Here is a 24,427-nt window from a genome sequence, read left to right as displayed (position 1 = left end):
GAACCGGTACGGTTCGGGCGTCGGGAAACCCGCAGGTCAGGCGTGTCCCGACTCCTGCTCGTCGGCCGCGAGACGCTCCTCGACGCGCTCGACCTTGCCCGTGAGCTCGCCCGTCCGGCCGGGCCGGATGTCGGCCTTGACGACGAGCGACACCCGGTGACCGCCGGCCCCGACCGCCTCCGTGGCCCGCTGGATGACGGGCATGACCTCGTCCCAGTCGCCCTCGATCTCGGTGAACATCGACGTGGTGCGGTTCGGCAGGCCGGACTCGCGCACGATGCGGACGGCCTCGGCGACGGAGTCCGCGACGGACTCGCCGGCACCGAGCGGGGCGACGGAGAAGGCGAAGACGGCCATGGGGCCCATGGTGGCACGTCGCCGACCGTGCTCGCCCCCGACGTAGGCTCGGTCCGTGACTGAGGGCGTGGCGACCGACGCGGTGACCGTGCTGGCCGGAGGTGTCGGGGGTGCGCGGCTCGCCCACGGGATGGACCGCGCGGGGGCGGACCTCACGGTCGTGGTGAACGTCGCCGACGACGTCGAGCTCCACGGCCTCGCGATCTCGCCCGACCTCGACACCGTGACGTACACGCTCGCCGGTCTCGCCGACGAGGAGCGCGGCTGGGGCGTGGTCGGCGAGACGTACGCGACGCTCGAGGCGATGGGCCGGCTCGGCGAGGACACGTGGTTCACGCTCGGCGACAAGGACCTCGCGACGCACGTCGTGCGGACAGCCCGCCTCCGGGCCGGGGCGCCGCTGTCCGCGGTGACCGCCGAGCTCAGCCGCGCGCTCGGCGTGCGGGCGCGCGTCGTGCCCGTCACCGACGACCGTGTGGCGACGCTCGTCGACACGCCCGGCGGACGGCTCGGCTTCCAGGAGTACTTCGTGGGTCGTCAGCACGCCGACGACGTCGTCGGGCTCGTCTACGACGGCATCGAGGCCGCGCGCCCCGCGCCCGGGGTGGTCGAGGCCGTGCGCGACGCGCGGGTCGTGGTCGTCGCGCCGTCGAACCCGTTCCTGTCCGTCGCGCCCGTCCTCGGCGTGCCCGGCGTCCGCGAGGCGCTCGTCGGGTCGCGCGCGCACCGCGTCGCGGTGAGCCCGATCGTCGGTGGACGGGCGATCAAGGGGCCCGCGGCGCAGATGCTCGCGACGCTCGGCCACGAGGTGTCCGCGCTGGGCGTCGCGCGCCTCTACACGGGGCTCGTCGACCACATGGTGGTCGACGAGCGCGACGCGCACCTCGCAAAGGACGTCGCGGCGCTCGGCCTGCGCGTCCTCGTCACCGACACCGTCATGGGCGGCGCGGACGGCCGCGAGCGCCTCGCTCGGGAGATCCTGGCGGCGGCGCGTGGCTGACCGGTCCGGAGCCGTCGTGCCCGACGGCGCGGCCCGCCCGGCGGGGTCGGGTCGCCCGGGGCGCGTGGTCGCCGTCGTGCCGCTGCGCGACGGGACGTCCGGGAAGTCGCGGCTCGCGCACGTGCTCGACCCGGCCGCGCGCAGCCGGCTCGTCGCCGTCCTGGCGCGGCACGTCGTGGCGACGCTTCTCGCGTCCGAGGCGGTGGAGCGGGTGGTCGTCGTGACGTCGGACCCGCGGTTCACGTGGCGCGCGCTGCGGGACGTCGTCGTGGAGGCGTCGAGCACTGCCGGAGACGGGAAGGGGCCTCCGCTGCTCACCGACGACGCCGACCGTCTCCGCATCGTGCTGCAGCCCGCGGACCGACCGGGGCTGAACGAGGCGGTCGAGGTGGGGCGTGAGATCGCGGTCGAGGACGGCCCCGTGCGGCTGCTCGTCGCGCACGCGGATCTCCCTGCGCTGACGACCGACGACGTCGCCGCGCTGCTCGCCGACGACGCGCCGGTCGTCGTGGCGACCGACCGGCACCGGTCGGGGACGAACCTGCTCGTCCTCTCCGGGGACGCGTCGGTCCCGCCGAGCACGACCTCAGAGCCGTTCTCCGCCGCAGAGCGACCGCAGGGTCGTGCTCGACAGGCGTTCCGGTTCCGGTTCGGCGTCGACAGCCTCGCCTCGCACCTCTCGGAGGCCGCCGCGCGCGGGCTGCGGGCCGCCGTCGTGCAGCGACCCGGGACGGCGACCGACCTCGACACGATCGACGACTGGGGCGAGCTGCCCGCGGAGGTGCGGGCCGCCGTCGGGCAGCACGTACCCGGTCTGCACGCCGGCGGCGCTGCCGGCTAACCGCCCCAGCGGCCCCGGTGCACGACGTCGTCGAGCGGCTTGCGGGCCCGACGGCGCGGCGACCCGCTCGGGCCGGTGTCGCCCGGGTGGCCGAGTGCGACGACGCCCGTCGGCGCGTACTCGTCGGGGATGTCGAACGCCTCGCGCAGCCGCGGAACCTCACGGGGCTGCACGCCGAAGAAGCACGCGCCGAGCCCCTCGTCGACGGCGGTCTGGAGCATGATCAGCGACGCCATGCCGGCGTCGACGTGCCAGTACGGCACGGCCCACCGGTTCTCGTCGCGGTCGGCCCAGCCCTTGTCGTCCTCGGCGTACCGCCGCAGGTAGGCGTCCTTCGAGGTGAGGACGAGGACGATCACGGGGGCCGTGCGCATGCCCTCGAGCCACGCGCTCATGTCCCGCTCGGAGTCCGCGGGCGTCGAGGCTGCCCAGAAGCGCGCGACGTCGTCGGGCTCGGTCAGGACGACGAACGCCCAGCCCTGCGCGAAGCCGGCGCTCGGGGCGCGGACGGCGTTGCGCAGCACGCGGTCCACCGAGGCGGGGTCTACAGGGTCGGCGGTGAACCGCCGGACCATGCGGCGGTGTCGCACGACGTCCTGGAACTCCATGCCCCGATCGTGTCAGGTCGAGAGGTCACCCGGGTGTTCTGTCGCCCTGACACGACGCGACGTCCTGTGGTGTGTCAGGGCGAGAGGTCACCCCGCTGACCTGTCGCCCTGACACGAGGCCTCAGACGGCGTCGAGGCGCGCCCGGATCTCGGGGTCGAGGTCGAGGTCGGCCGCGCCGAGGAGCTCGTCGAGCTGCTCGACCGTGCTCGGCCCGATCACCGGGATCACCGGGTGCTCGCCGCCGAGGAGCCACGCGAGCACGACCTGGTTCGGCGTGGCGCCGGTCTGGCCTGCGACCTCGTGCAGCGTGCGGACGCGCTCGCGCGTCGTCGGGTGGTCGAAGCCGTCCCACAGCGGCTTGTCGCGGCGCACGTACGCGCCCTGGAGGATCGGCGAGTACGCGACGACGGCGAGCGGCGGACGTTCCGGCGTCCCGGTCGACGCCACGTAGTCGAGCAGCTCGTACGACGCCCAGTTGTGCCGCCCCGGCTCGGGCGTCGGGTAGACGTAGGTGAGGTTCTGCTGGACGAGCCCGTAGGGCGCGATCCCCTGGCGCAGCGCCTCCTCGCGCGCCTCCACCACGCGCCACACCGCGACGTTCGAGATGCCCGTGATCCCCACCACCCCCTCGGCCTGGAGCTTGCCGAACGCGCCGACCGTCTCGGCGAGCGGGGTGTCGAGGTCGTCGACGTGCCCGTACAGGACGTCGAGGTGGTCGACGCCGAGGTGGCGCAGGCTCTCGTGCGCCTCGCGCTCGACGACGTCGGCGGCCAGCCCCTGGTAGTTCGTCGGCGCGACGTTCTGCAGCGGCAGCGCCGGGTCCTTCTTCGCTGCCCCGAGCTTGGTCGCGAGGCGGACCTCGTCGCGCACGCCGCGGGTCGCGAGCCAGCGGCCGAGCAGGTCCTCGCTGTCCCGGCCGTAGCCGCCGGCCCAGGAGCTGTAGTTGTTCGCCGTGTCGAGGAACGTGCCGCCGGCCTCGAGGTAGCGGTCGAGGATCGCGAACGAGGTGTCCTCGTCCACGAGGGTGCCCATGTTCATCGTGCCGAGGCACAGGGTCGAGACGTCGAAGGTCGTGCGTCCGTCGCCGATGGTGCGGTAGCGCATGATGCGGTCTCCCGTTCGTGGGTGTTCCTGGTGACATCTCCACGCTAGAGAGCGATCGGCATGGGTGTACGGTCCGATCCCATGAGCATCGACCAGACCGATCTTCCGGCTCCGGGCCCGACGACGGCCCTCGCCTGGGAGGCTCTGCTCGACCTGGGCACCGGGCCGGGTTCGCGCGTGGAGCGGCTCGAGCGCGCGATCCGCGACGCCGTCCGCTCCGGCCGCGTCGGCGCGGGCTCCGCGCTGCCGCCGAGCCGGCAGCTCGCCGAGACGCTCGGCGTCTCCCGGTGGGTCGTCACCGAGGCCTACGGGCAGCTCGTCGCCGAGGGGTTCCTCGAAGCCCGCACGGGCTCCGCCACGCGCGTCTCCGCGGCGGGCGCGGCACGGCGCGGTACGAGCGTGGCGGGAGGGACGGCGCGCGCGGGTCGTGGTGGGCCTGGCGGGAGCCGCGAGGAACGAGCGGCGGATGGTAGACCCGCGCGCGCCGTCCCTCCCGCCAGGCAGCCCCCTCCGGTGCGACCTCGGTTCGACCTCGCGCCGGGCGTGCCCGACCTGCGCCACGTCCCGCGCGACGACTGGGTGCGCGCGACGCGCGACGTCCTCGGCTCGTCGTCCGGGACGGCGTCGAACGACGACCTCGGCGCGCCGGCTCCGGGCGGGCACCCGACGGCGCGGGCGGTCGTCGCGGGCCATCTCCGCCGCGCGCGCGTCGTCGCCGCGCCCGACGACGCCGTGGCGCTCGTGCACGGCGCGACCGACGGCATGGGTCGCGTGGCCGCCGCGCTCGCCGCCGCCGGGCACACGCACCTGCTCGTCGAGGACCCGAGCTGGCCCGTGCTGCGCGACGTCGCGACGCGCGCCGGGCTGACACCGGTGCCCGTCCCCGTGGACGCGGACGGCGTGGACACGGGCGCGCTCGTCATCGCGTCGCGACGGACGGGCGCCCGCGCAGCGCTCCTCACACCGGCGCACCAGTTCCCCACCGGGACGGCACTGACGCCCGAGCGCCGCGAGGCCGTCGTGGCCTGGGCGCGCGACGTCGACGGCCTCGTGGTCGAGGACGACTACGACGCCGAGTTCCGCTACGACCGCCGCCCCGTCGCCGCGCTGCAGGGCCTCGACCCGGACCGGGTGCTGCTGCTCGGCTCGATCAGCAAGACGATCTCCCCCGCGTTCGGCCTCGGGTGGATGGTCGTGCCGGCGCGCTGGCGCGAGGCCGTCGCTCGCGCGGCGGGCCCGACGGCGGGACCGTCCACCGTCGAGCAGCTCGCCTTCGCGCGTCTCGTCACGGCAGGCGCGTACGACCGGCACCTGCGCGCGGCGCGGCGTCGCTACCGGGCCCGTCGTGACGCGGTGCTCGCCGCGCTCGGCCGTCACCTGCCTCGCGCGACCGTGAGCGGCCTCGCCGCCGGGATGCACGCGCTGCTCGACCTGGGCGACGACGCACCCGACGCGGCCCACGTCGTGCGCGAGGCGGCGGCGCGCGAGGTGGCGGTCGTGGACCTGCGCCGCTACCAGGTCACCCCCGGCGCACGCTCGACCACGCTCGTGCTCGGGTACGGCAACCTCGCCGACGCGCGGGTCGACGAGGCGGTGCAGCGGCTCGCCGACGCCGTCGACGCCGCCACCGCGAGGTAGCGGGTCCCCTCTATGCCGACGCCGGGGCCGGCGCCCTGTCGGCGGCGAGCAGGTCGAGCGCGGCGTCGAGGTTCGCGAGCGCCTGCGGGTGGTCGACGCGCGTGAGGAGGAACGCCGAGACCAGCAGCGCGGTGCACAGGTCGGCGACGCGGTCGTGCTCGGCCGGGTCACGGTCGGGGAAGCGGGCGACGACGCCGGCCCGGATCGCGGCGCGCAGCTCGGCCCGGTAGGCGGCCACGGTCTCGCGCACGACCACGTCCTTCCCGATCGGCGCTCCCGCGGCGTTGATGAGCAGGCAGCCGCTGTCCGCCTGGACCGTGCCCGGCGCGGCGAGGGCGGCGCGCAGCCCGACGAAGTAGTCGACCACCGCGTCCGGCGGCACGTCGGCGACCGTGAGCGGGGCGAGCCGTGGGCGGACGACCTCGTCGAGATAGCTCGTCACCGCGGCGTCGAACAGCCCGCGCTTGCTCCCGAACGCGTGGTAGAGGCTCGACCGGCGCAGCCCCGTCGCACCTTCGAGCAGCGGCAGCGACGCGTCCTCGTAGCCGTGCTCCCAGAAGGCGGCGCGCGCCGCGCGCACGACGGCGCTCGTGTCGAACGACTGCGGCCTGCCCACGGGTGCTCCTCGCTTTTTGTGAACCGTGCAGTCCAGTATATGTTGTGTAACGCTCAGTCCAGAAAGCCGACCAGACGTCGGCGGCAGAGAGGAAGTGGTCGCGTGATCGTCGTCGGACTCGTGCTCGCCACCGCCGCGGCGGCGCTCCACGTCGTGATCTTCTACCTGGAGTCCGTCGCGTGGACCTCTCCCCGGGCCCGCGCCACGTTCGCCACCACGCCCGAGGAGGCCGAGGCCACGCGGTCGCTCGCGTTCAACCAGGGGTTCTACAACCTGTTCCTCGCGATCGTCACCGTGCTCGGCGTCGTCCTCCACGTCGCGGGCGAGACGACCGTCGGCACGACCCTCGTGCTCACCGGCACCGGCTCGATGCTCGCGGCGGCGCTCGTCCTGCTCCTCTCCTCCCGCGCGCACCGCGCGGCCGCGGTCAAGCAGGGGACGCTACCGCTCCTGGCGGTCCTGGCGGTCGTCGTCGCCCTCGCAGCCTGACTGCCGCGTCCCGCCGCGCGACGCCGCGGCTCGCAGGACCGAGCCCACCACCCACCAGCAGCCGTCACACCCGACCCCACCGGAGGCCCTCCGCATGACGTCCGCCCGCAGCACCCAGGTCCAGCTCGCCACCCGTCCCGAGGGCTGGCCGACGCACGACGACTTCCGCACCGTCACCGTCGAGTACGGCGACCTCGCCCCCGGCGAGGTGCGCGTGGTCAACGAGTTCGTGTCCGTCGACCCCTACATGCGCGGCCGCATGAACGACGTGAAGAGCTACACCCCTCCCTTCGCCCTCGGCGAGACGATGACCGGAGGCGCGGTGGGCCGGGTCGTCGAGACGACGGTCGACGATCTGCCCGTCGGGGCGCTCGTGCTCCACCAGCACGGCTGGCGCGACGTCGTGCAGGAGGACGCGTCCGGGTTCCGGGTCGTGCCGGAGATCCCGGGCCACCCGTCGTCGGTCCACCTGGGGATCCTGGGCATGACCGGGCTCACGGCCTACGTCGGCCTCACCGCGATCGCCGGGATGAAGCCCGGCGACACCGTCCTCGTCTCGGGTGCCGCGGGTGCCGTCGGGACCGCGGCCGGGCAGATCGCGCGCCTGCTCGGCGCGTCGCGCGTCGTCGGCTCCGCCGGTGGTCCGCAGAAGGTCGAGCTCCTCACGTCGCGTTACGGCTACGACGCGGCCCTCGACTACAAGGCCGCGCCCGTGCGCGAGCAGCTCCCCTCGCTCGTGCCGGACGGCGTCGACGTGTTCTTCGACAACGTCGGCGGCGACCACCTGGAGGCCGCGCTCGACGTCATGAACGACGGCGGACGGGTCGCCCTGTGCGGGGCCATCGCCGGGTACAACGCGACCGACCGCGCCCCCGGACCGGACAACCTGGCGAACCTCATCACGCGCGGCCTGACGATGCAGGGCTTCACGCTCGGCGGCTACCTCGGGCTCGCCGGCGAGTTCCGCGAGCGCATGAGCGGCTGGTTCGCCGAGGGGAAGATCGCCTACGACGAGACCGTCGTCGACGGGATCGACCATGCGGTCGACGCGTTCCTCGACATGATGCGTGGCGGCAACGTCGGGAAGATGGTCGTGCGCGTCGACCCCGCGGCGCGGTAGTCGCAGGCCGTCGGCCGGGCGGCCCTGGTCCGGCCGCGGGTCAGAGGCGCTCGGCGAGGAGCTCGACGAGCGCCTTGCCCTGCACCCCGGCGAGGTCGTCGGCCTGCGTGCGGCACGAGAACCCGTCGGCGAGGTACACGTCGCCGGGCTCGGCGTCGCGCAGCGCGGGCAGCAGGGCGTTCTCCGCGACGGCGACGGACGTCTCGTAGTGCCCCTTCTGCATCCCGAAGTTCCCCGCGAGCCCGCAGCACCCGGCGAGGACCTTGATCGTCGCGCCGGCGTCGCGCAGCAGGCGCTCGTCGGCGGCGAAGCCCATCACCGAGTGCTGGTGGCAGTGCGGCTGCACGACCGCGGTCACGTCCGAGAGGTCGGGCACGCGCCACCCGGAGTCCGTGCCGGGTGCCGTGTCCACCGACGTGAGCAGCTCGGCGAGCGTGCGCGTCGCGCGCGAGACGGCCTGCGCGCGGGGGTCGTCGGGGAACAGGTCGACGAGGTCGGAGCGCAGGACCGCGGTGCACGACGGCTCGAGCCCCATGATGGGGATGCCGTTGACGGCGTACGGGCCGAGGACCGAGAGCAGGTTCTCGAGGCGCTTGCGCGCGCCGTCGAGCTGGCCCGTGCTGATCCACGTGAGGCCGCAGCACGCCTCCTGCTCGGGGACCACGACGTCGTACCCCGCGGCGGTCAGGACCTTGACGGCCGCCTGCGGGACGGTCGGCGACATGTTGTCGCTGAACGAGTCGGTCCACAGGACGACCTTGGGGCGCTCGTCGCGCACGGGACGTCCCGGCACCTGGCCGATGCGCAGCCCCGGCACGCCCTGGCTCGCGCCGCCGCGCTTCCACCACGTGCGGAACGGGACCTCGGCGAACGTCGTCATCGAGCGCCGCGTGTCCATGCCGCCCGCCCAGAGCACGGTCTTCGCGACCGGACGGATGCCGAAGAGCTTGTTGACGAACCGCGGCATGCCCGTCGCGAGCCGCGCCCAGACCGGCAGCCACCCCAGCGAGTAGTGGTCGACCGGGCGCAGCTTCCCGCGGTAGGTGCGGTGGAGCACCTCGGACTTGTACTGCGCCATGTCGACGCCCGCCGGGCAGTCGCTCGAGCACGCCTTGCACGACAGGCACAGGTCGAGCGACTCGCGCACCTCGGGCGCCGCGAGACCGCCGACGAGCGTCCCGTTGACCGCCTCCTGCAGGACGCGCGCACGACCGCGCGTGACGTCCTTCTCGTCCTTCGTCGCCAGGTACGACGGGCACATGAACCCGCCCGCGGCACTGGTGTCGGCGCGGCACTTGCCCACGCCCACGCAACGGTGCACGGCCTGCGTCATGTCACCGTGGTCGTGCGCGAACGAGAAGCCCTGGTACCCGGCACGGCGCGAGATCTTCGAGACCTTCACGGGCGCCGTCGTGCCCGGGTCACCCCCACCGCCGACCGCCGAGAGCACGGGGTGGGCCTGCGGGCGGCGCAGGTCGTCGTCGATCGCCCGCGGGCGCACGACGACGCCCGGGTTCATGACGTCCTGCGGGTCGAACAGCGCCTTGAAGCGTTCGAGGAGCGCGATCGCCTCCGGGCTGTACATGACCGGGAGCAGCTCGGACCGCGCACGGCCGTCGCCGTGCTCGCCGGACAGCGAGCCGCCGTACTTCGCGACGAGGTCGGCGGCCTCGAGCATGAACGTGCGCAGCACCGAGCCCGACGCCTCGAGCGGCAGGTCGATGCGCAGGTGCACGCAGCCGTCGCCGAAGTGCCCGTACGGCAGGCCGTCGACGCCGTAGCGCGCCATGAGCTCGTCGAGGTCGCGCAGGTAGGCGCCCAGCTTCTCCGGCGGGACCGCGGAGTCCTCCCAGCCCGGCCACGCCTGCTCCCCGGACGGCGTGCGCCCGGCCAGGCCCGCGCCGTCGGCCCGGATCTGCCACATCTTCGTGGCCTCGGGACCGGCGGGCAGGATGAGCGTCGCCTCGCTGCCCGACGCCGCGACGATCGCCTCGGCGTTCGCCATCGCCTCCTCGGGGGTCGCCCCGCCGACCTCGACCATGAGCCACCCGGCACCGGGCGGCAGCGGCGGGACCGAGGCGTCGCCCTTGGCCCGGCGCACGACGTCGACGAGGCGCGCGTCGAGCCCCTCGACCGCGAGGGGGCTCAGGCCGAGGAAGGTCGGGACGTCGTCGGCGGCCGACGGCATGTCCGGGTAGCCGAGGACGACGAGGGTCGGCTTGGACGGCACCGGGACGAGGCGGACCGTGGCCTCGAGGATCGTCACGAGCGTGCCCTCGGTCCCCACGAGCGCCTTCGCCAGGTCGGAGCCGTTCTCCGGCAGCAGGTGCTCGAGCGAGTACCCCGACACCTGGCGGCCGAAGCGACCGAACTCGGTGCGGATCAGGGCCAGGTTCTCGCGGACGAGGTCGGCCAGGCCGGGGACCGCGGCGAACGTCGGGTCGCCCTTCCCGGCGGTGAAGCGCCGGCCCGTCCCGTCCACGACGTCGAGCTCGACCACGTTGTCGGCCGTGCGGCCGTACGCCACGGCGTGCGGGCCGCACGCGTTGTTGCCGATCATGCCGCCGAGCGTCGCGCGGTTCTGCGTCGAGGGGTCCGGGCCGAAGCGCAGCCCGTGCGGCGCCGCGGCCTGCTGCAGCGACGACATGACGACCCCCGGCTCGACGCGGGCCGTGCGCGCCTCGGGGTCGACGTCGAGCACGCGGTGCACGTGCCGCGAGAAGTCGAGGACGACGCCCGGGCCGACCGAGTTGCCCGCGACCGACGTCCCCGCACCGCGGGCCGTGATCGGTACCTCGAGCTCGCGCGCGACGTCGAGCGCGGCGACCGCGTCGTCGACGTCCCGCGGGAGCACCACGACCTCGGGCAGCACGCGGTAGTTGGAGGCGTCCGTGGAGTACTCGGCGCGGCGACGGGACGACGGGTCCACGTCGCCGCGCGTCACGGTGCGCAGTGCGTCGGCGAGGGCCGTGCGGGCAGCGTCGGCGGCGCGCTCGGCCTCGCGCAGCGCTGCGGCGTGCTCGGCCTCGGCGGCGGTGACGGCGCCGGAGCCGGACCGCCGCGAGCCGTTCCCGTCGTGCTGCCGGGCGGGGGTCGGGGTGGCGTCGATCTCAGCGGACACGTCGGTGATTCTCGCACTGTCCGTCGGCGCGCCGTCGAACGGTCCGCCCGGTGACCGACCGCCACGCCGCCACGCGAGGTAGAACCGCAGGTCGCGAGGTAGAGCTCCGGGAGCTCTACCTCGCGACCCGCCGTTCTACCTCGCGGACCTCGGTGCGACCCTCAGCGGACCGGGGAAGCACCTCGGCGTCAGAGGACGAGCTCGGGCTGGAGCTTCGTCACCGTCCACACGCGCTGGCGGCGCGCGGCGACGGTCGTCAGTGCGAGCGCCCCGGCCAGCACGACGGCGAGGACCGTCACGTCGCGCGCGACCGTCGCCAGGTTCCCGCCGTAGAGCAGCTGGCGCAGGCCTTCGACGGCGTACGTCATGGGCAGGAACCGGTGCATCCCCTGGAGCGGCTGCGGGATCGTCTGCCACGGGAACGTGCCGCCGGCGGTGACGAGCTGCACGAGCATCAGCACGAGCCCGAGGAACTGGCCGGCGGCGCCGAGCCACACGTTGAGCGCCTGGAGGATCGCGACGAACGTCGCGGACACGAGCACGAGGAACAGGGCCGTGCCGACCCCGTGCACCGGGTCGATGTCGAGCGCGAACTTCGTCACCGTGAACATCGCCGCGACCTGCACGACGCCGATCGCGGCCGGGGTGAGCCAACCGCCCAGGGCCGTCGCGAGCCCCGAGCGCCCCGCCGCGAGAGCGCGGGTCGAGAGCGGTCGCACGAGCAGGAAGAGCACGTACGCGCCGATCCAGGTCGCGAGCGAGAGGAAGAACGGCGCGAGGCCGCCTCCGTACGTGCCCGCGGAGGCGAGCGCCTCGTTGTGCACGGACACCGGGTTGCCGATCGTCTCGGCGGTGTCCTGCCGCGTCTGCTCGTCGAGGTCGGGCACCTGGCCGAGGCCCTCCGCGAGCCCGTCCCGGAGCTGGGTGACGCCGTCGACGAGCTCGCCCGACCCGTCGCGCAGCTGCGCCGTGCCGTCCGCGAGGTTCGTCGCGCCGTCGGACACCTGGGCGGTCCCGTCCGCGAGCCGACCGACGCCGTCGACCAGGGCCGGCGTCGCGGCGGCGAGCTGCCCCGTCCCGTCGGCGAGGGTCGCCGAGCCGTCGGCCGCGGTCGCGATGCCCGACGTGAGCTGCGGCGTCGCGGCCGCGAGCGTGCTCGCGCCGTCCGCGACCTGGCGCGAGCCGTCGGCGAGCCGGTCGAGCTGCGCGGACGCGCCCTCCACCTGGTCGACCGCGCCCTGGACCTGCTCACGCCGGGCGTCGAGGACGGGCGCGACCTGCGCCTGCACGTCGGCGCGGACCGCGTCGGCCTGCTCCTGCGTGAGGACGCCCTGGTCGACGAGGTCGCCGAGACGGTCGTCGAGCGCAGTCCCCACGTCGTCGCGGACCGTGTCGAGCGCCGGGAGCACCTGGGCGGCGGCGCCCGCGGCCTGCTGCCCGTACTGCGCGACCTGCGCGTTGCCGTCCGCGACCTGGGCCGCGCCGTCGGCGAGCCGGCGCGTCTCGTCGGGGAGCGTCGCCGTGCCGTCGCGCAGCGTGGCGAGACCCGTCGCGAGCCGGTCCGCGCCGTCGTCGAGCTGCTCGGCCGCGTCCGCGAGCGGTCCGACGCTCGAGCGCAGGGTCTCCGCGCCGTCGGCGGCCTGTGCCGCGCCGTCGGCGAGGGTGTGCGCGCCGTCGTCCGCGGTGACCAGGCCGTCCCGGAGCTGCGTCGACCCGTCGAGGAGCCGGCCGGCGCCGTGGACCGCGTCGGCGAGGTTCGTGTGGATCGACGCGAAGCCGCGCAGGAACGTGTCCGCCGCCTCGGTGCCCACCTGCTCCGCGATCGAGTCGCGCACCTTCCCGACGATCTGGTCGGCGATGGTGCGCGCGAGGTAGTTGTTCGCGTCGTTCGTGACGAGCGTGAGGCTCGCCTGCTGCGGCGCGAACTCGCCCGCCGACGCGAGGTCCGCCGAGAACGTCGGGCCGATGACGAGCGCCGCGTCGTAGCGTCCCGACCGCACGCCGTACTCGGCGTCCACCTGGGACGTCTCGACCCAGCCGAAGCCGCCGTCGTCGAGGAGCTGGTCCGCGACGTCGCGGCCGAAGTCGCGTTCGACAGGCTCGCCGGTCGCTCCGCCAGTCGATCGATCGGTCGTCGTGGTGCCCTCGTCGAGCACGACGAGCGCGGCCGGGATCTCGTCGAGGCGGCCGTAGGGGTCGTGGTTCGCGAAGAGGTAGAGCCCCGCGTAGAGGGTCGGGATGAGGGCCATCGCGAGGATCGCGAGGCGCGGCAGCGTTCCCGACGCGAGGCGTCGCAGCTCCGACAGCCCGAGGCGGACGGCGGTCATCGGGTCACCTCCGGTGCGGAGCGCAGCGCCACGACCGGCGGCACGGCGAACGAGCCGTGCGCGGGCGGGAGGTCCACGCCGAGGTCCCGCGCGGACGAGCGGGAGCACTGCACGAGCACGCCCAGGCCGGACGCGGCGAGCGTCTGCGCGACCTCCCACCACCCGCTCGGCTCGCCGCCGTGCCGGTCGGGCAGCGTGAGGACGAGGAACCGCACGCCCTCGCGCTCGGCCGCGAGCGCCGCGAGGAGCGCCGTCCGGACCACGCCGGGGACCTGGTCGAGCCGCCGTCCCCGGTCGGTGGTCAACGAGTGCTCCGCGAGCCACCGCGACACGTCCGTCGGAAGGCTTCGTCGCCCGGCGAGCGCGAGGCCCTCCGCGACGACGGCGGCGACGGTCAGCGCGTCGTCGGGCTCGCTGACGCCGGGCACGTCGACGACAGCGCTCACGGCGCGCAGGTCGGCGGCCCGCGCGGGGCCGGGCTCCGTGCGTGCGCCCCGCGGCGTGGGTTCGAGGCGGACCTCGCCCGCGCTCGGCGCGAAGCGGCCGGTCGCGACGAGCGCGAGCGCGGTGTGCCCGTGGCCCGGCTCCCCCGCGACGAGCACGGTCTCGCCCGTGCTCCACACCAGGTCCACCGGCTCGAGCATCGGCTCGCGCCGCCCGTCGACGCGCACGCCGGTCAGGGTGATCTGCACCTCGGGACATCCTTCCTGCGGCGACGGCACCGACCGGTGCGCGCCTCCGCCCGCCTGCGCCACCGGGGCTCCCGGCTGCATGCCCGGTGCCGCCCGCCGTCGCGTGTTGACCTCTTGTCAACAAGGGTACGAGCCGTATTGACTTCCAGTCAACAGCCGCGTAGAACAGTGCCATGACCACGTCCCCCACGGCCGGCGGGCACTCGCCGCAGAGCCGCACGCGGCGCGAACCGGCCGATCGACGGCGCGAGCTTCTCGACGCCGCGGCCCGCCTCGCCGACGAGCAGGGTCTCGACGCCCTCACGCCCGCCGCCGTCGCGTCCGGCGCAGGGGCGTCCAGGGCGCTGGTCTTCCACTACTTCGGCTCCACGTCCGGGCTGCGCCGGGCCGTCGTGCTCGAGGCCGTCGCCGAGCTCGAGCGCGCGACCGTCGCGCCCGACGACCGTCCTCTCGCCGACCGCCCGGCGCTCGCCGTCGCGGCGTTCCTCGACACCGTCGAGTCGCGCCGCCGGGTCTGGCAGGACCTGTGGCGCGGCACGCTCGGCGACGACCCGGCCACCCAGGAAGCCCTCGCCGCGGTACGTGCGGGCCTCGTCCTGCGGATGACCACGACGGCCGCGACCGTCGGGGCCACGCCGACGTCGCGCTGGGACCTGCTCGTCGGCGGCTGGGTCGCTCTCGTCGAGAACGTCACCGCGGCCTGGCTCGGCGGCAGCGACCTCACGCGCGCCGAGATCGAGCGGCTCGTGCTCGCGAGCACCATCGTCCTCGTGCCCGAGCTCAGCGAGCCCGCGCGGGGCGTCGTGCTCGGCATCGCCCGCGCGAACTCCGGCTCGGCGGGCTAGCGTCGGGGCAGGTGGGACCGGCCGAGAGCGGGAGGCAGCACATGCGCGTGGTGGTCGTCGGGGCGAGCGGGAACGTCGGGACGGCGGTGCTGCGCCGCCTCGCGACGGAACCCGCCGTGACGTCCGTGGTCGCGGTCGCGCGGCGCGTGCCGCGTGCCGACGGGTCGAGCACCGTGGGCTTCCCCCACGACGCCGCGACCTGGCGCTACGCCGACGTCGCCGCGTCCGACGCGGACGAGCGGCTCGACGCCGCGTTCGCCGGGGCGGACGTGGTCGTGCACCTGGCGTGGGCGATCCAGCCGAGCCACGACCGGCGCTACCTGCGTCGCGTCAACGTCGAGGGCACGCGTCGAGTCGTCGCCGCGGTGCGGCGCGCCGGTGTGCAGCACCTCGTCGTGGCCTCCTCCGTCGGCGCCTACTCCCCCGCGCGCTACGCGGGCGAGGCGCGCGACACGCCCGTCTCCGAGGCGTGGCCGGTCGACGGCGTGCCCGGGTCGTCGTACTCCGAGGACAAGGCCGCGGTCGAGGCGCTGCTCGACGACGTGGACCGCGAGACCGGCCTCGTCGTCTCGCGCGTGCGCTCGGCCCTGGTCTTCCAGCGCGACGCCGCCTCCGAGATCTCCCGGTACTTCCTCGGCCCGCTCGGGACGCGCGCCCTGCGCCGCGAGCCCCTCCCGACCGTGCCGCTCCCCGGCGGGCTCCGCCTCCAGGTGGTCCACGCCGACGACCTCGCCGACGCCTACGCGCGCATCGTCGTCGGGCGCCACCCCGGCCCGTTCAACGTCGCCCACCCCACCGTGCTCACCCCGCAGGACGTCGCCGACGTCGTCGCGGACGGCTCGTGGCGCGAGGTCCCGTTCGGCACGGCGCGCACCGCACTGGCGGCGGCGTGGCGCGCGCGGCTCGTCCCGGTCGGCGAGGGCTGGCTGGACATGGCGATGCGGGTCCCCGTGCTCGACATGACGTTCGCGAACGAGCTGCTGCGCTGGGCGCCGGTCCACGAGGCGAAGGACACGCTCGCCGAGCTCGTCACGGGGATCCGCGACGGCGCCGGCACGTCGACCCCGCCGCTCGTGCCGCGCTGACGCGGGACGTCCTGCCGGGACGTCTCGCGCCCGGACGCGCCGAACCCGGGGTTGCCGGGCACCCACGGACGTGAGCACCCGGCAACCCCGGGTTCGGCGAGAGGAACGGCGCCGGGGCTCAGCCCTCGAGCGCGGCGTCCAGCGTGATCGACTCGACGCCCGCGAGCGCCTTCGAGACCGGGCACGTCGCCTTGGCCGTCTCGGCCGCCTGCTGGAACCCGGCCTCGTCGATGCCCTCGACCTCGCCGCGGACCGTGATGGCGATAGACGGGATCTTGAAGCCGCCGGCCGGGTCCGGGCCGAACTCCACCTCGACCGTGACCTCGAGCGCAACGGGCGTCGCGCCCGCCTCGGCGAGCACGGCCGAGAACTGCATCGCGAAGCACGACGAGTGCGCCGCGGCGATGAGCTCCTCGGGGCTCGTGACGCCGCCGGCGTCGTCGCCGGCACGACGCGGCCACGAGACGTCGTACGTGCCGACCTTCGAGCTCGACAGCTCGACCTGGCCCTGGCCGTCCTGCAGGCCGCCGTTCCAGGCGGTGCGTGCGATACGAGTGGGCATGCGGGTGCTCCTTCGACGTCGAGGGTCCCGGGGACGCGCCCGGGTTCGTCCCGACCGTAACCCGGCCCCGCGCCGTCGGGCATCCCGGCCTCGTAGAGTGAGCGCCCGTGAGCGTCGAGGAGATCCTGGGGTTCGTCACGGGCGCGGCCTGCGTGTGGCTCGCGGTGCGGCAGAACGTGTGGACGTTCCCGGTCGGGCTGGCCAACAACGTCGTGTTCCTCGTGCTCTTCACCGGCACGGGCCTGTACGCCAACGCCGGCCTGCAGGTCGTGTACCTCGTGCTCGGCGCGCTCGGCTGGTACTGGTGGCTGCGCGGAGGCCCTGACCGCGGCGGGCTCGTGGTCCACCGGACGCCGCGCGCCGCGTGGGTCGTCGGACTGCTCGCCGCGGCGGCGTGCACCGTCGCGCTCTTCGCGGTCCTCACCGCGTGGACCGACTCGACCGTGCCCTTCTGGGACGCCCTCACCACCTCGTCGAGCCTGCTCGCGCAGACCATGCTCGGCCGCAAGTGGATCGGGAACTGGTGGGTGTGGATCGCCACGGACGTCGTGCTCGTGGGCCTCTACGCGAGCCAGGGGCTGTGGCTCACCGCGGTGCTCTACGTCGGGTTCGTCGCCCTGTGCGTCCAGGGCCTGCGGGAGTGGTCGGCGGCGCGGCGCGTGCCGGGTCCGGAGCAGACGCCGGGCGTCCCCGCTGGTCTCGTCGTGCCCGACGACGCGGGGTCGGCCCGGTGAGGGAGTTCGCCCACGGTCTCGTGATCGGGAAGTTCTACCCGCCGCACGCGGGCCACCTCCAGCTCGTACGCACCGCGCTCGCCCGGTGCGAGCGCGTCACGGTCGAGGTGCTCGCGTCGACGCGCGAGTCGATCCCCGCCGCGCTGCGCGCCGACTGGCTGCGCGCCGAGGCCCCGGGGGCGCGCGTCGTGCACGGGCTCGACGACGCGCCCGTGGACTACGCCGACCCGCACGCGTGGGACGAGCACGTCAAGGTCATGCGCGCCCTCCTCGACCCGGACGACCCGCCCGTCGACGCGGTCCTCACCTCCGACCGGTACGGCGTCGAGCTCGCGCGGCGCTTCGACGCCACGTGGGTCCAGGTGGATCCCGACCGCCGGAACCTGCCCGTGTCCGGCTCGGCGGTCCGCGCCGACCCCGCGGCCCACTGGTGGGCGCTGCCCGCGCCGGTGCGGTCCTGGTACGTGCGGCGCGTCGTCGTGCTCGGGGCCGAGTCCACGGGCTCCACCACGCTCGCGACCGACCTCGCCGGGCACCTCGGCCTCGACCCCGTCCTCGAGTTCGGCCGCGAGTGGTCCGTGGACCGACCCGGCGGACCGACGGCGCCGTGGCACACCGCGGAGTTCGACCTCGTCGCGCGCGAGCAGGCACGACGCGAGGACGACGCCGCCGCGGCCGCGCCCGTCCCGCTGCTGGTCTGCGACACCGACGTCCTCGCGACGACGCTGTGGCACGAGCGCTACGTCGGCGACCGTTCCCCGAGCGTCGAGGCGCTGGCCGCCACCCGACGCCCCGACCTCTACGTCCTGACGGGCGACGAGATCCCGTTCGTCCAGGACGGCCTGCGCGACGGCGAGCACGTGCGCCACGCGATGCAGGACCGGTTCCGCGAGGTCCTCGCCGCGACGGGACCGCGCCTGGCCGAGCCGGCCGACGTCGTCCACCACCTCGGCCCGGCGGAGCTGCCCTCCGCGGACGGCGACCACCCCGGCGTCCCGTGGTTCGAGGTGCGCGGCGACCGGGCGACCCGGCTCGCGGACGCGCTGGCCGGCGTCGTACCGCTGCTCACGACCCCGCGGTACGTCGCCGACCCGCTCCCCCAGGCCGGCACCGACGCCTACTGATCGCGTCGGGCTCGGGGAGCACTCGTCTCGCTCGCCGGTACACGTCCTGCCCCGCGAGCGGCCCGTTCCTGAGCGACGAGGAGCTCAGAGCCCCACACGAGTGCCCCGAGGGCGAGCGTGGCCCATGGGCCGAAGAAGAAGGCGCTCACGAGCACCGCTGTCAGGCTCAGCACGAGCGCCGCGACCGACCACCCGAGGCCCAGCCGTCCGCGTGGCGACCGCGCTCGCGAATGGACGAGGGCGGTGAACGACAAGAGGCCGCCAGGGACACCCGCAAGGATCATCAACGCCACGAACCAGGAAGCGTCGACGAGCGCAGCACCGATCGCGAAGACCACCGACATCGAGAAGGCGGTCCCCCACCGCACGACCTCGAGGGGCCGTCGCGACGGGTTCACGTTCCGGTGCCAGACGTCGAGCTCCCGTTCGGCTTCCTCGTCCCCATGCACCGACCGACCTTCGGACAGAGACGCCGATCTTTGCTCGTCGTCGTTCCGCGCATGCTACAAGTCCCTGCGCCACGGTAGCCGGTCCAGGACGGGCGTCGCCGCCGGATGCTGCGGCCGGCTCAGCGGGCCGGACGGCCACACCCGGGAACCTCGCGGACCCGCACCGCAGGGACGACCTGTGGACCACCTGCTCACCGCCGACGAAGGATGGCAGGATCGGCCCGTGACCGATCTCGAGCACGTGTCCTCCGCGCCGACGCGCCCGCAGCCCTCGGGGGGCACGGACGGCCGCGACCCGTTCGCCCTGGGCGTCGACGACCTGTTCGGCACGCCGGTCGCGGACGCGACAGGGGGCGACGGCGGGACCCGTACGGGGCTGCCGCTCGACGAGAAGCTGCGGCAGGCGTACTTCTGGGTCGTCAACCACGCGATCATCAGCCCGCACTACGACGTCGAGTTCTCGGCACCGGGCGCCGCGGAGACGAGCTTTCGGCTCGGCGACTCCAAGGCGCTGCTGAACCTCCCGAGCGACCAGTCGTACTCGAGCTTCGTGCTGCTCCCGCTGCTGACGTTCGCGGTGCGGGGCCGGTGCCTGATGATCGGCGGGCCGGGTCGCGGCAAGACGGCGAGCGCCGTGCTCATGGGCGTGCTCGCGGGCTACCCGGTGCGCGAGGTGCGGCGCGCGATGCAGCACGGGCACCCGCAGCTCACGGTGTCGGACCTGTTCGGGACGCCGCTGCCGAAGGACCTCGTGCAGGCGGACAGCCTCGCGGACGTGGACGTCGCGTGGCGGTCGTGGCTCGGCATGCGCGTGAAGATCGTCGACGAGTACAACCGCATCCCGACGCGCACCCAGTCGGCGTTGCTCACCGTCCTCGCGGACGGGTACGTCGAGGTGTACGACCAGGTCTACGAGACGGGCGACGCCGCCTGGTACCTCACCGCGAACGACGACGCCGGCGGCGGCACGTACCAGGTGGTCGACGCGCTGCGGGACCGGATCGACGTCGTCGTGCACGCGATGCCGTTCAACAACCGCTTCCTCGGCGATCTCGTGGCCCGCGCGGAGCGGCGCGTGCGGCCGGAGGAGAACGTGCCGCCGGAGATCGTGTTCGACGCCGCGGAGCACGCCGCGCTGCACGCCGCGATCCTCGCCGTGCCGCTCCCGGAGCCGGTGCGCCGCCGGCTCGAGTTCTTCGCGAGCCAGCTCGAGGTGCTCGAACGCGCGGGGTGGCAGTTCGAGTACCGGACGAAGGACACGGCGCGCGTCGCGGGCGTCGACCCGCACCTCGTCGCGACGTCGGACACGGGCCGCGACCGCCTGGGCGACGTCGGAGCGCAGACGCTCAACGGGCTGTCGGTCCGCGCGCTGCAGTCGCTCGTCGCGTACGCGAAGGCGATGGCGTACTTCCGCGGCAACGCGGAGGTCGACCTCGCCGACCTGCGCGCGGTGCTCCCGTTCGTGCTCCACGACAAGCTGCTGCCCGACCTCCAGTCCGCGCCGTTCGACGACCGCGACCGCGAGCCGCTGCGCTCGGACCGGGTGTCGTGGATCCGCGACCTGTTCGACACCGCGTGCCGCCAGTACGACGCCACGGGGCTCGACGACCGGGACGACGTCGGCGACATCCTGCGCGAGGTCGGCGCGGGGCTCGAGGGACTGCCCGAGGCGGACGTGCTGCGACGCCTCGCACGCATCGAGACCGTGCTCGCGTCCTGGCAGCAGCACGCCAAGCTCCACGGGCACGTCTACGAGGACGCTCTCGCGCTCAAGTACGCCCACCAGCGGTACACCAACTACCTCACGTGGCTGCGCTGGAGCGGCACGTGACCCTGCCCGACGCCGCCCGGTCGCCCGCGTCCGCCACCCCTACCGCGGCGGTCACCACGAGCCCGGCGGTCACCACGAGCCCGGCGACCACCACGAGCCCGGCGTTCGCGAGCCGCGCCCTCGCGGCCCGGGACCGGTACGACGCGGTGCTCGGCCGCGCGCTCGCGCACGGTGCGGACCGGGACGTGCTCGCGGACGCCGTGCGCGACGTCGCGGTGGCCGCGGAGCCCCTGGGTGAACAGCTCGACCCGGACGCGTTCGCCGCGACGTGCGACGCGCTCGTCGACGTCACCGCGCGGCTCGTGGCGGCGCGCCGCTGGCGCACCGGCGGTCCTGAGCGGGCGGCCGTCCTGGAGGTCGTGCCGCGCCTGTCGCCGTGGCTCGCGACGGCGCCCGGGGTGACGGTCGCGGCCGTCGTGGACGCCGCACGGGCGATGGGTGGCGGTCCGGGCTCGCGGGGCGACGTCACCGCATGGGGGCGGCGCGTCGTCGACGCCTCGCACGCGACGGCGCGGTCGCCGCTCGCGGGCGACGCGGTCAGCCCGACCGGCGCGACGAGCCCGACCGGCACGACCAGCCCGAGACCGGCCGACGTGATCCGAGGCGCGGTGCTCGTCGCCGCGTGGCGCAGCGGTCTCGTGCGCTACCGCGCCGCCGCTCTCGACGCCGCACGACGCCTGCCGGACGAGGTCGCGCGCGCCGCGCTGTCGCTCGCCGGCTCCGCGGACGACACCACCGGGCCCGCCGCGCCGGGCGACGTCGGACCGAGCGTCGTCGGACCGGGCGACGCAGAGCTGCTGGCCGTCCTCGACCGGCACGCCGCGGACCCGTGGTGGTGGCCGGACCGCAGCAGCGGCGACAGCGCCGCGCCGACCGTCCTGCTGCGAGGCGTGCACGGACCCGCCCAGGCGCTGGGCCGGTTCGGCGGGTTCCGCGGGTTCGGCGGCCCGTGGCTCTCCCCGGCGGTCGTCGTGGGCGCGGACGCCCGCCACCCGGGCCTGCGATGGCTCCTGCTCGCCCCCGAGGGCTCAGGGACGGTCGACTGGACGCTCGTCGCCGACGTCCACGGGTCCTTCGTCGCCCGGGCACCGCGAGCCGAGGAGCCGGTCGCCCACCTGGACCCGGGCGGCGTCTTCTGCGCGGGCAGCGGGGCTCCGGCACCCGCGCGCGAGGAGGACCTGGCGGACCTCAGCGGTTCGGCGTCTGTCGACACACCGTCGGGCCGGCTGATGCTGCTGAGCCGCACCGGGTCGTACGACGTGCTTCTCGTGCGGTGGCCGCGGTGAGCGGGCCCGCGGCGTCCGCGGACGGCGCGCCCCCGGACCGTGTGACGGACGAGATCGGTGTGCTGCGGCAGCGCTGGCAGGACGCGTGGCCCGAGGCGCTCGCCGCCTGGGGGCGCTTCACGCGCCTCGGCGCCCCGACGCTGCACGGCCCGGGAACGACCCCGGCGGACGTGGGCTCGTTCGCCTGGTTCTCGACGACGCGCGTGAGCGTGCACGTGGACCTGTCAGATGTCGTCGCGCTGGGGATCCAGGACCACGCCGTCGCGGTCCTCGCGCACGAGGTCGGGCACCACGTCCTGTCGCCGGGCGACCTCACGACGAGCGCGCTCCTCGTCGCGCGCACGCGCGCCGGGCTCGTGGACCAGGACCAGCTCGCGTCGCTCACCGCGAACCTGTGGAGCGACCTGCTCATCAACGACCGGTTGCAGCGCCGTGCGGGGATCGACCTGGCCGGTCTCTGGCGCGCGCTCGGGCCGGGCACGAGCGTCGTCATGCAGACCGTGCTGCGCGCGGACGAGATCCTGTGGGGGCTGCCGCGCGGCGACCTGACCTCGGCCGACGTCCCGGTGGGCGAGCGCGAGGCGGTGCTCGTCGCGCGCCTCGTTCGGGCGTACGCGGACGACCCCGTCGGTGGCGCGGCCGGGTTCGCCGCGCTGCTGCGCACGCTGCTCGCGTCGGAGGCGGGGCCGGACGCCACCTCGCGGGACGCGCGGCGCCAGGGTCGACCCGAGCACGGCGATCGCGAGGCGCGTCGGCGACACCTGCAGCGCCGGCGGAGCTCGCTGCCCCACGTGGTCTGCGGGCAGGACGAGGTCGCCGGGGCCGTGCCGGGCGGCCTCGCGACCGACCCGCGGGCGGTCGCGCCCGTGCAGCACCCTGCGCTCGACCCGCGCGTCGTCGGCGACCTCGGCCTGGGCCCGGACGACGGCCTCCCCGAGGCGCCGGACGCCGGGTCGGTCTCGTCCACCGGCCAGGGAGGGGACGGCACCGGCGCGCACGACGCGGGCGGCCAGAGCCTCGCGCCCGCCGACTACGACGCGACGCTGCGGCTGCTGGGACTCACGTCGGACGCCGCGGCGTCGGCGCGACGCTGGTATCGCGAGCACGCGGCACCGCTGCTCGTGCCGTTCCCCGTGCGCGAGCACGTGCGCGCGTCGGAGCCGCTGCTCGGCGCGCACGAGCAGTGGGACGTCGGCGACGACCTGGGTGAGGTGGACTGGACGGGTTCGCTGCTGCGCTCGCCCGTCGTCGTGCCCGGCTTCACGACCGTGCGGCGCTCCGTCGACGAGGACGCGGGCGACGAGCCCGACCGCGTGCCCGTCGACCTCGACCTGTACCTCGACTCGTCGGGGTCCATGCCCGACCCGTCGCGGCGCGTCGCGCCGATCGCGCTCGCGGGCGCCGTCCTCGCCCTCTCGGCCCTGCGCGCCGGGGCGCGCGTGCAGGCCACGACGTGGAGCGGCCCGCAGCAGCTCGCCGGCACGGACGGCTTCGTGCGCGACGAGGACCGGGTGCTCGACGCGGTGGTCGCGCACTTCGGCGGGGGGACGTCGTTCCCCGTGCCGCTGCTCGAGCGCACCCACCTCGGCGACCCACGGAACGGCGCCCCGCCGACGCGCACGCGCCCGTGCCACGTCGCCGTCATCTCCGACGACGGCGTGGTCTCGATGTTCGACGACGTCGTCCGCCACCGCTGGGGCGGGCGGCCCGACGCCGAGCTCGTCCTGCCGCACGAGAGCACGGCGGCCCGTGCCGTCGCCGCCGCAGGTGGTGGGGGGACTCTCGTCCTCGACGTGTCGGACGCGTACGCCGAGAAGGTGCGGGACTACGCCGTGGGCTACCGGGTCCACGCCGTGCGGACCCAGGGCGACCTCGTCGCGTTCGCCCGGGCGTTCGCACGGGAGCTGTACGGCGCGACGACAGGTGCCTCGTCCGGCGCCGACCGGCCGGGAGGAGCACGCCGTGTCCCCTGACCAGACCTGGCCGCGGCCCGAGGTGTCCACCGTCGAGGGGCCGCCGCTCGCCGACGTCGTGCGGCGCCTCGCCGACACGCCCCCGGACGTGCTCGACCCCGCGGTCGCCGTCGGCGCCCTCGTCGCCGACACCGCCGACCTGCTCGCCGGGGCGCACGCGGTCGACGTCCTGCGCGGGGACCCACGGCGCGAGGTGGACGCGCTGTGCGCGATCGCGCCCTACGCGGCGCTCGCGGGGACGGTGTGCTGGCTCCTGCGCGACGAGCACCTGCTCTCCGCCCCCGGTCTCCGGGCCGCCGCGACGCCCGCTGCGCTCGTCGGGCTCGTGTCCCGGCTCGTGCCCGAGCTCGCGACGCTGCGGACCGCGGCCGCGTGGGTCCACGAGCCGGCGGCGCGCGAGGAGCTCGCGCGTGCGGTGCTGCGAGAGCTCGGGCTGCGGCCCGCGGGCGAGAGCCCGGAGGTCGCGCAGGACCGGTGGACGGCCGTGAGCACGGCCGAGCAGCGGCGCATCGCGCGCGAGATGGCCGAGGAGGCGCGCCGGGCCGAGCAGCTCGCGCGCGAGCTCGCCGAGAAGCGGGCCAAGGAGGCCGCCGCGCAGTACGCGAACTACTGACCGACGAGCCG

At 75.2% G+C, this 24,427-nt stretch carries 21 protein-coding genes; 13 read left to right on the top strand and 8 right to left on the bottom strand.

Features of this window, described 5'->3' with window-relative positions:
* Positions 1 to 36 precede the first annotated feature (36 nt).
* Positions 37 to 357 carry an MTH1187 family thiamine-binding protein gene (locus ACZCLJ_RS17010; protein WP_251150110.1) on the bottom strand — a complete coding sequence of 107 codons (321 nt, stop codon included), beginning with the start codon at positions 355 to 357 and terminating at the stop codon, positions 37 to 39.
* A 55-nt stretch (positions 358 to 412) separates the two neighbouring features.
* Here ACZCLJ_RS17010 and cofD point away from each other — a divergent pair, with 55 nt between their 5' ends.
* Together cofD and ACZCLJ_RS17000 are read left to right on the top strand one after the other, a co-directional pair.
* Entirely contained in the window at positions 413 to 1,357 is a 945-nt protein-coding gene (cofD, locus tag ACZCLJ_RS17005; RefSeq protein WP_463104610.1) for a 2-phospho-L-lactate transferase, read from the top strand.
* Entirely contained in the window at positions 1,350 to 2,198 is an 849-nt protein-coding gene (locus ACZCLJ_RS17000) for a CofC family guanylyltransferase (RefSeq protein ID WP_463104609.1), read from the top strand. Before cofD ends, ACZCLJ_RS17000 begins: the two co-directional genes overlap by 8 nt.
* On the opposite strand, the gene ACZCLJ_RS16995 is transcribed toward ACZCLJ_RS17000, so the two are convergent.
* Positions 2,195 to 2,806, bottom strand: coding sequence for a nitroreductase family protein (locus ACZCLJ_RS16995; RefSeq protein WP_463104608.1), 612 nt, complete (start codon positions 2,804 to 2,806; stop codon positions 2,195 to 2,197). The two genes, ACZCLJ_RS17000 and ACZCLJ_RS16995, sit on opposite strands and share 4 nt — an antisense overlap.
* Before the next feature lie 121 nt (positions 2,807 to 2,927).
* Positions 2,928 to 3,911 carry an aldo/keto reductase gene (locus tag ACZCLJ_RS16990; protein ID WP_463104607.1) on the bottom strand — a complete coding sequence of 328 codons (984 nt, stop codon included), beginning with the start codon at positions 3,909 to 3,911 and terminating at the stop codon, positions 2,928 to 2,930.
* An 81-nt stretch (positions 3,912 to 3,992) separates the two neighbouring features.
* On the opposite strand from ACZCLJ_RS16990, the gene pdxR reads away from it, so the two are divergent.
* Positions 3,993 to 5,549, top strand: a complete 1,557-nt coding sequence (gene pdxR / locus ACZCLJ_RS16985) for a MocR-like pyridoxine biosynthesis transcription factor PdxR (protein WP_463104606.1) — start codon at positions 3,993 to 3,995, stop codon at positions 5,547 to 5,549.
* A gap of 10 nt (positions 5,550 to 5,559) precedes the next feature.
* Here the strand turns inward: pdxR and ACZCLJ_RS16980 are convergent, their stop codons facing one another.
* On the bottom strand, positions 5,560 to 6,165 hold the full coding sequence (locus ACZCLJ_RS16980; protein WP_251150104.1) for a TetR/AcrR family transcriptional regulator: 606 nt from the start codon (positions 6,163 to 6,165) through the stop codon (positions 5,560 to 5,562).
* Positions 6,166 to 6,267: 102 nt separating this feature from the next.
* Here ACZCLJ_RS16980 and ACZCLJ_RS16975 point away from each other — a divergent pair, with 102 nt between their 5' ends.
* Both ACZCLJ_RS16975 and ACZCLJ_RS16970 read left to right on the top strand, forming a co-directional pair.
* Positions 6,268 to 6,654, top strand: a complete 387-nt coding sequence (locus ACZCLJ_RS16975) for a DUF1304 domain-containing protein (protein ID WP_463104605.1) — start codon at positions 6,268 to 6,270, stop codon at positions 6,652 to 6,654.
* 94 nt (positions 6,655 to 6,748) lie between these two features.
* A complete protein-coding gene (locus ACZCLJ_RS16970; RefSeq protein WP_463104604.1) occupies positions 6,749 to 7,774 on the top strand; it encodes an NADP-dependent oxidoreductase in 1,026 nt (341 codons plus the stop codon).
* Positions 7,775 to 7,814: 40 nt separating this feature from the next.
* Here the strand turns inward: ACZCLJ_RS16970 and ACZCLJ_RS16965 are convergent, their stop codons facing one another.
* The 3 genes from ACZCLJ_RS16965 to ACZCLJ_RS16955 all read right to left on the bottom strand — a co-directional run bounded on the left by ACZCLJ_RS16965 (position 7,815) and on the right by ACZCLJ_RS16955 (position 13,914).
* Positions 7,815 to 10,781 (bottom strand): FAD-binding and (Fe-S)-binding domain-containing protein, encoded by a 2,967-nt coding sequence (locus ACZCLJ_RS16965; protein ID WP_463106423.1) that lies wholly within the window; start codon positions 10,779 to 10,781, stop codon positions 7,815 to 7,817.
* Between the two features lie 302 nt (positions 10,782 to 11,083).
* Positions 11,084 to 13,222: a YhgE/Pip family protein gene (locus ACZCLJ_RS16960; protein WP_463104603.1), complete on the bottom strand. Its 2,139-nt coding sequence runs from the start codon at positions 13,220 to 13,222 to the stop codon at positions 11,084 to 11,086.
* Complete coding sequence (locus ACZCLJ_RS16955; protein WP_463104602.1) at positions 13,219 to 13,914, bottom strand: hypothetical protein; 696 nt, start codon at positions 13,912 to 13,914, stop codon at positions 13,219 to 13,221. The genes ACZCLJ_RS16960 and ACZCLJ_RS16955 overlap by 4 nt, the downstream gene beginning before the upstream one ends.
* A 173-nt stretch (positions 13,915 to 14,087) precedes the next feature.
* Here ACZCLJ_RS16955 and ACZCLJ_RS16950 point away from each other — a divergent pair, with 173 nt between their 5' ends.
* Both ACZCLJ_RS16950 and ACZCLJ_RS16945 read left to right on the top strand, forming a co-directional pair.
* A complete protein-coding gene (locus ACZCLJ_RS16950) occupies positions 14,088 to 14,759 on the top strand; it encodes a TetR/AcrR family transcriptional regulator (protein WP_463104601.1) in 672 nt (223 codons plus the stop codon).
* Between the two features lie 41 nt (positions 14,760 to 14,800).
* Positions 14,801 to 15,844 carry an NAD-dependent epimerase/dehydratase family protein gene (locus ACZCLJ_RS16945; protein ID WP_463104600.1) on the top strand — a complete coding sequence of 348 codons (1,044 nt, stop codon included), beginning with the start codon at positions 14,801 to 14,803 and terminating at the stop codon, positions 15,842 to 15,844.
* Positions 15,845 to 15,962: 118 nt separating this feature from the next.
* Here the strand turns inward: ACZCLJ_RS16945 and ACZCLJ_RS16940 are convergent, their stop codons facing one another.
* On the bottom strand, positions 15,963 to 16,406 hold the full coding sequence (locus tag ACZCLJ_RS16940; protein WP_251150097.1) for an OsmC family peroxiredoxin: 444 nt from the start codon (positions 16,404 to 16,406) through the stop codon (positions 15,963 to 15,965).
* 107 nt (positions 16,407 to 16,513) lie between these two features.
* On the opposite strand from ACZCLJ_RS16940, the gene pnuC reads away from it, so the two are divergent.
* The 6 genes from pnuC (at position 16,514) to ACZCLJ_RS16910 (ending at position 24,416) form a co-directional block, all read left to right on the top strand.
* On the top strand, positions 16,514 to 17,140 hold the full coding sequence (gene pnuC, locus ACZCLJ_RS16935) for a nicotinamide riboside transporter PnuC (RefSeq protein WP_463104599.1): 627 nt from the start codon (positions 16,514 to 16,516) through the stop codon (positions 17,138 to 17,140).
* Positions 17,137 to 18,264, top strand: a complete 1,128-nt coding sequence (locus ACZCLJ_RS16930; RefSeq protein WP_463104598.1) for an AAA family ATPase — start codon at positions 17,137 to 17,139, stop codon at positions 18,262 to 18,264. The genes pnuC and ACZCLJ_RS16930 overlap by 4 nt, the downstream gene beginning before the upstream one ends.
* A gap of 672 nt (positions 18,265 to 18,936) precedes the next feature.
* A complete protein-coding gene (locus tag ACZCLJ_RS16925) occupies positions 18,937 to 20,544 on the top strand; it encodes a MoxR family ATPase (RefSeq protein ID WP_463104597.1) in 1,608 nt (535 codons plus the stop codon).
* A complete protein-coding gene (locus tag ACZCLJ_RS16920) occupies positions 20,541 to 21,830 on the top strand; it encodes a hypothetical protein (RefSeq protein ID WP_463104596.1) in 1,290 nt (429 codons plus the stop codon). The genes ACZCLJ_RS16925 and ACZCLJ_RS16920 overlap by 4 nt, the downstream gene beginning before the upstream one ends.
* Complete coding sequence (locus ACZCLJ_RS16915) at positions 21,827 to 23,803, top strand: hypothetical protein (protein ID WP_463104595.1); 1,977 nt, start codon at positions 21,827 to 21,829, stop codon at positions 23,801 to 23,803. Before ACZCLJ_RS16920 ends, ACZCLJ_RS16915 begins: the two co-directional genes overlap by 4 nt.
* Positions 23,793 to 24,416, top strand: a complete 624-nt coding sequence (locus ACZCLJ_RS16910; RefSeq protein WP_463104594.1) for a hypothetical protein — start codon at positions 23,793 to 23,795, stop codon at positions 24,414 to 24,416. Before ACZCLJ_RS16915 ends, ACZCLJ_RS16910 begins: the two co-directional genes overlap by 11 nt.
* The last annotated feature ends 11 nt before the right edge of the window (positions 24,417 to 24,427 follow it).

Source organism: Cellulosimicrobium sp. So1_17 (assembly GCF_055181235.1).
This window is presented reverse-complemented; position numbering and strand designations above follow the sequence as displayed.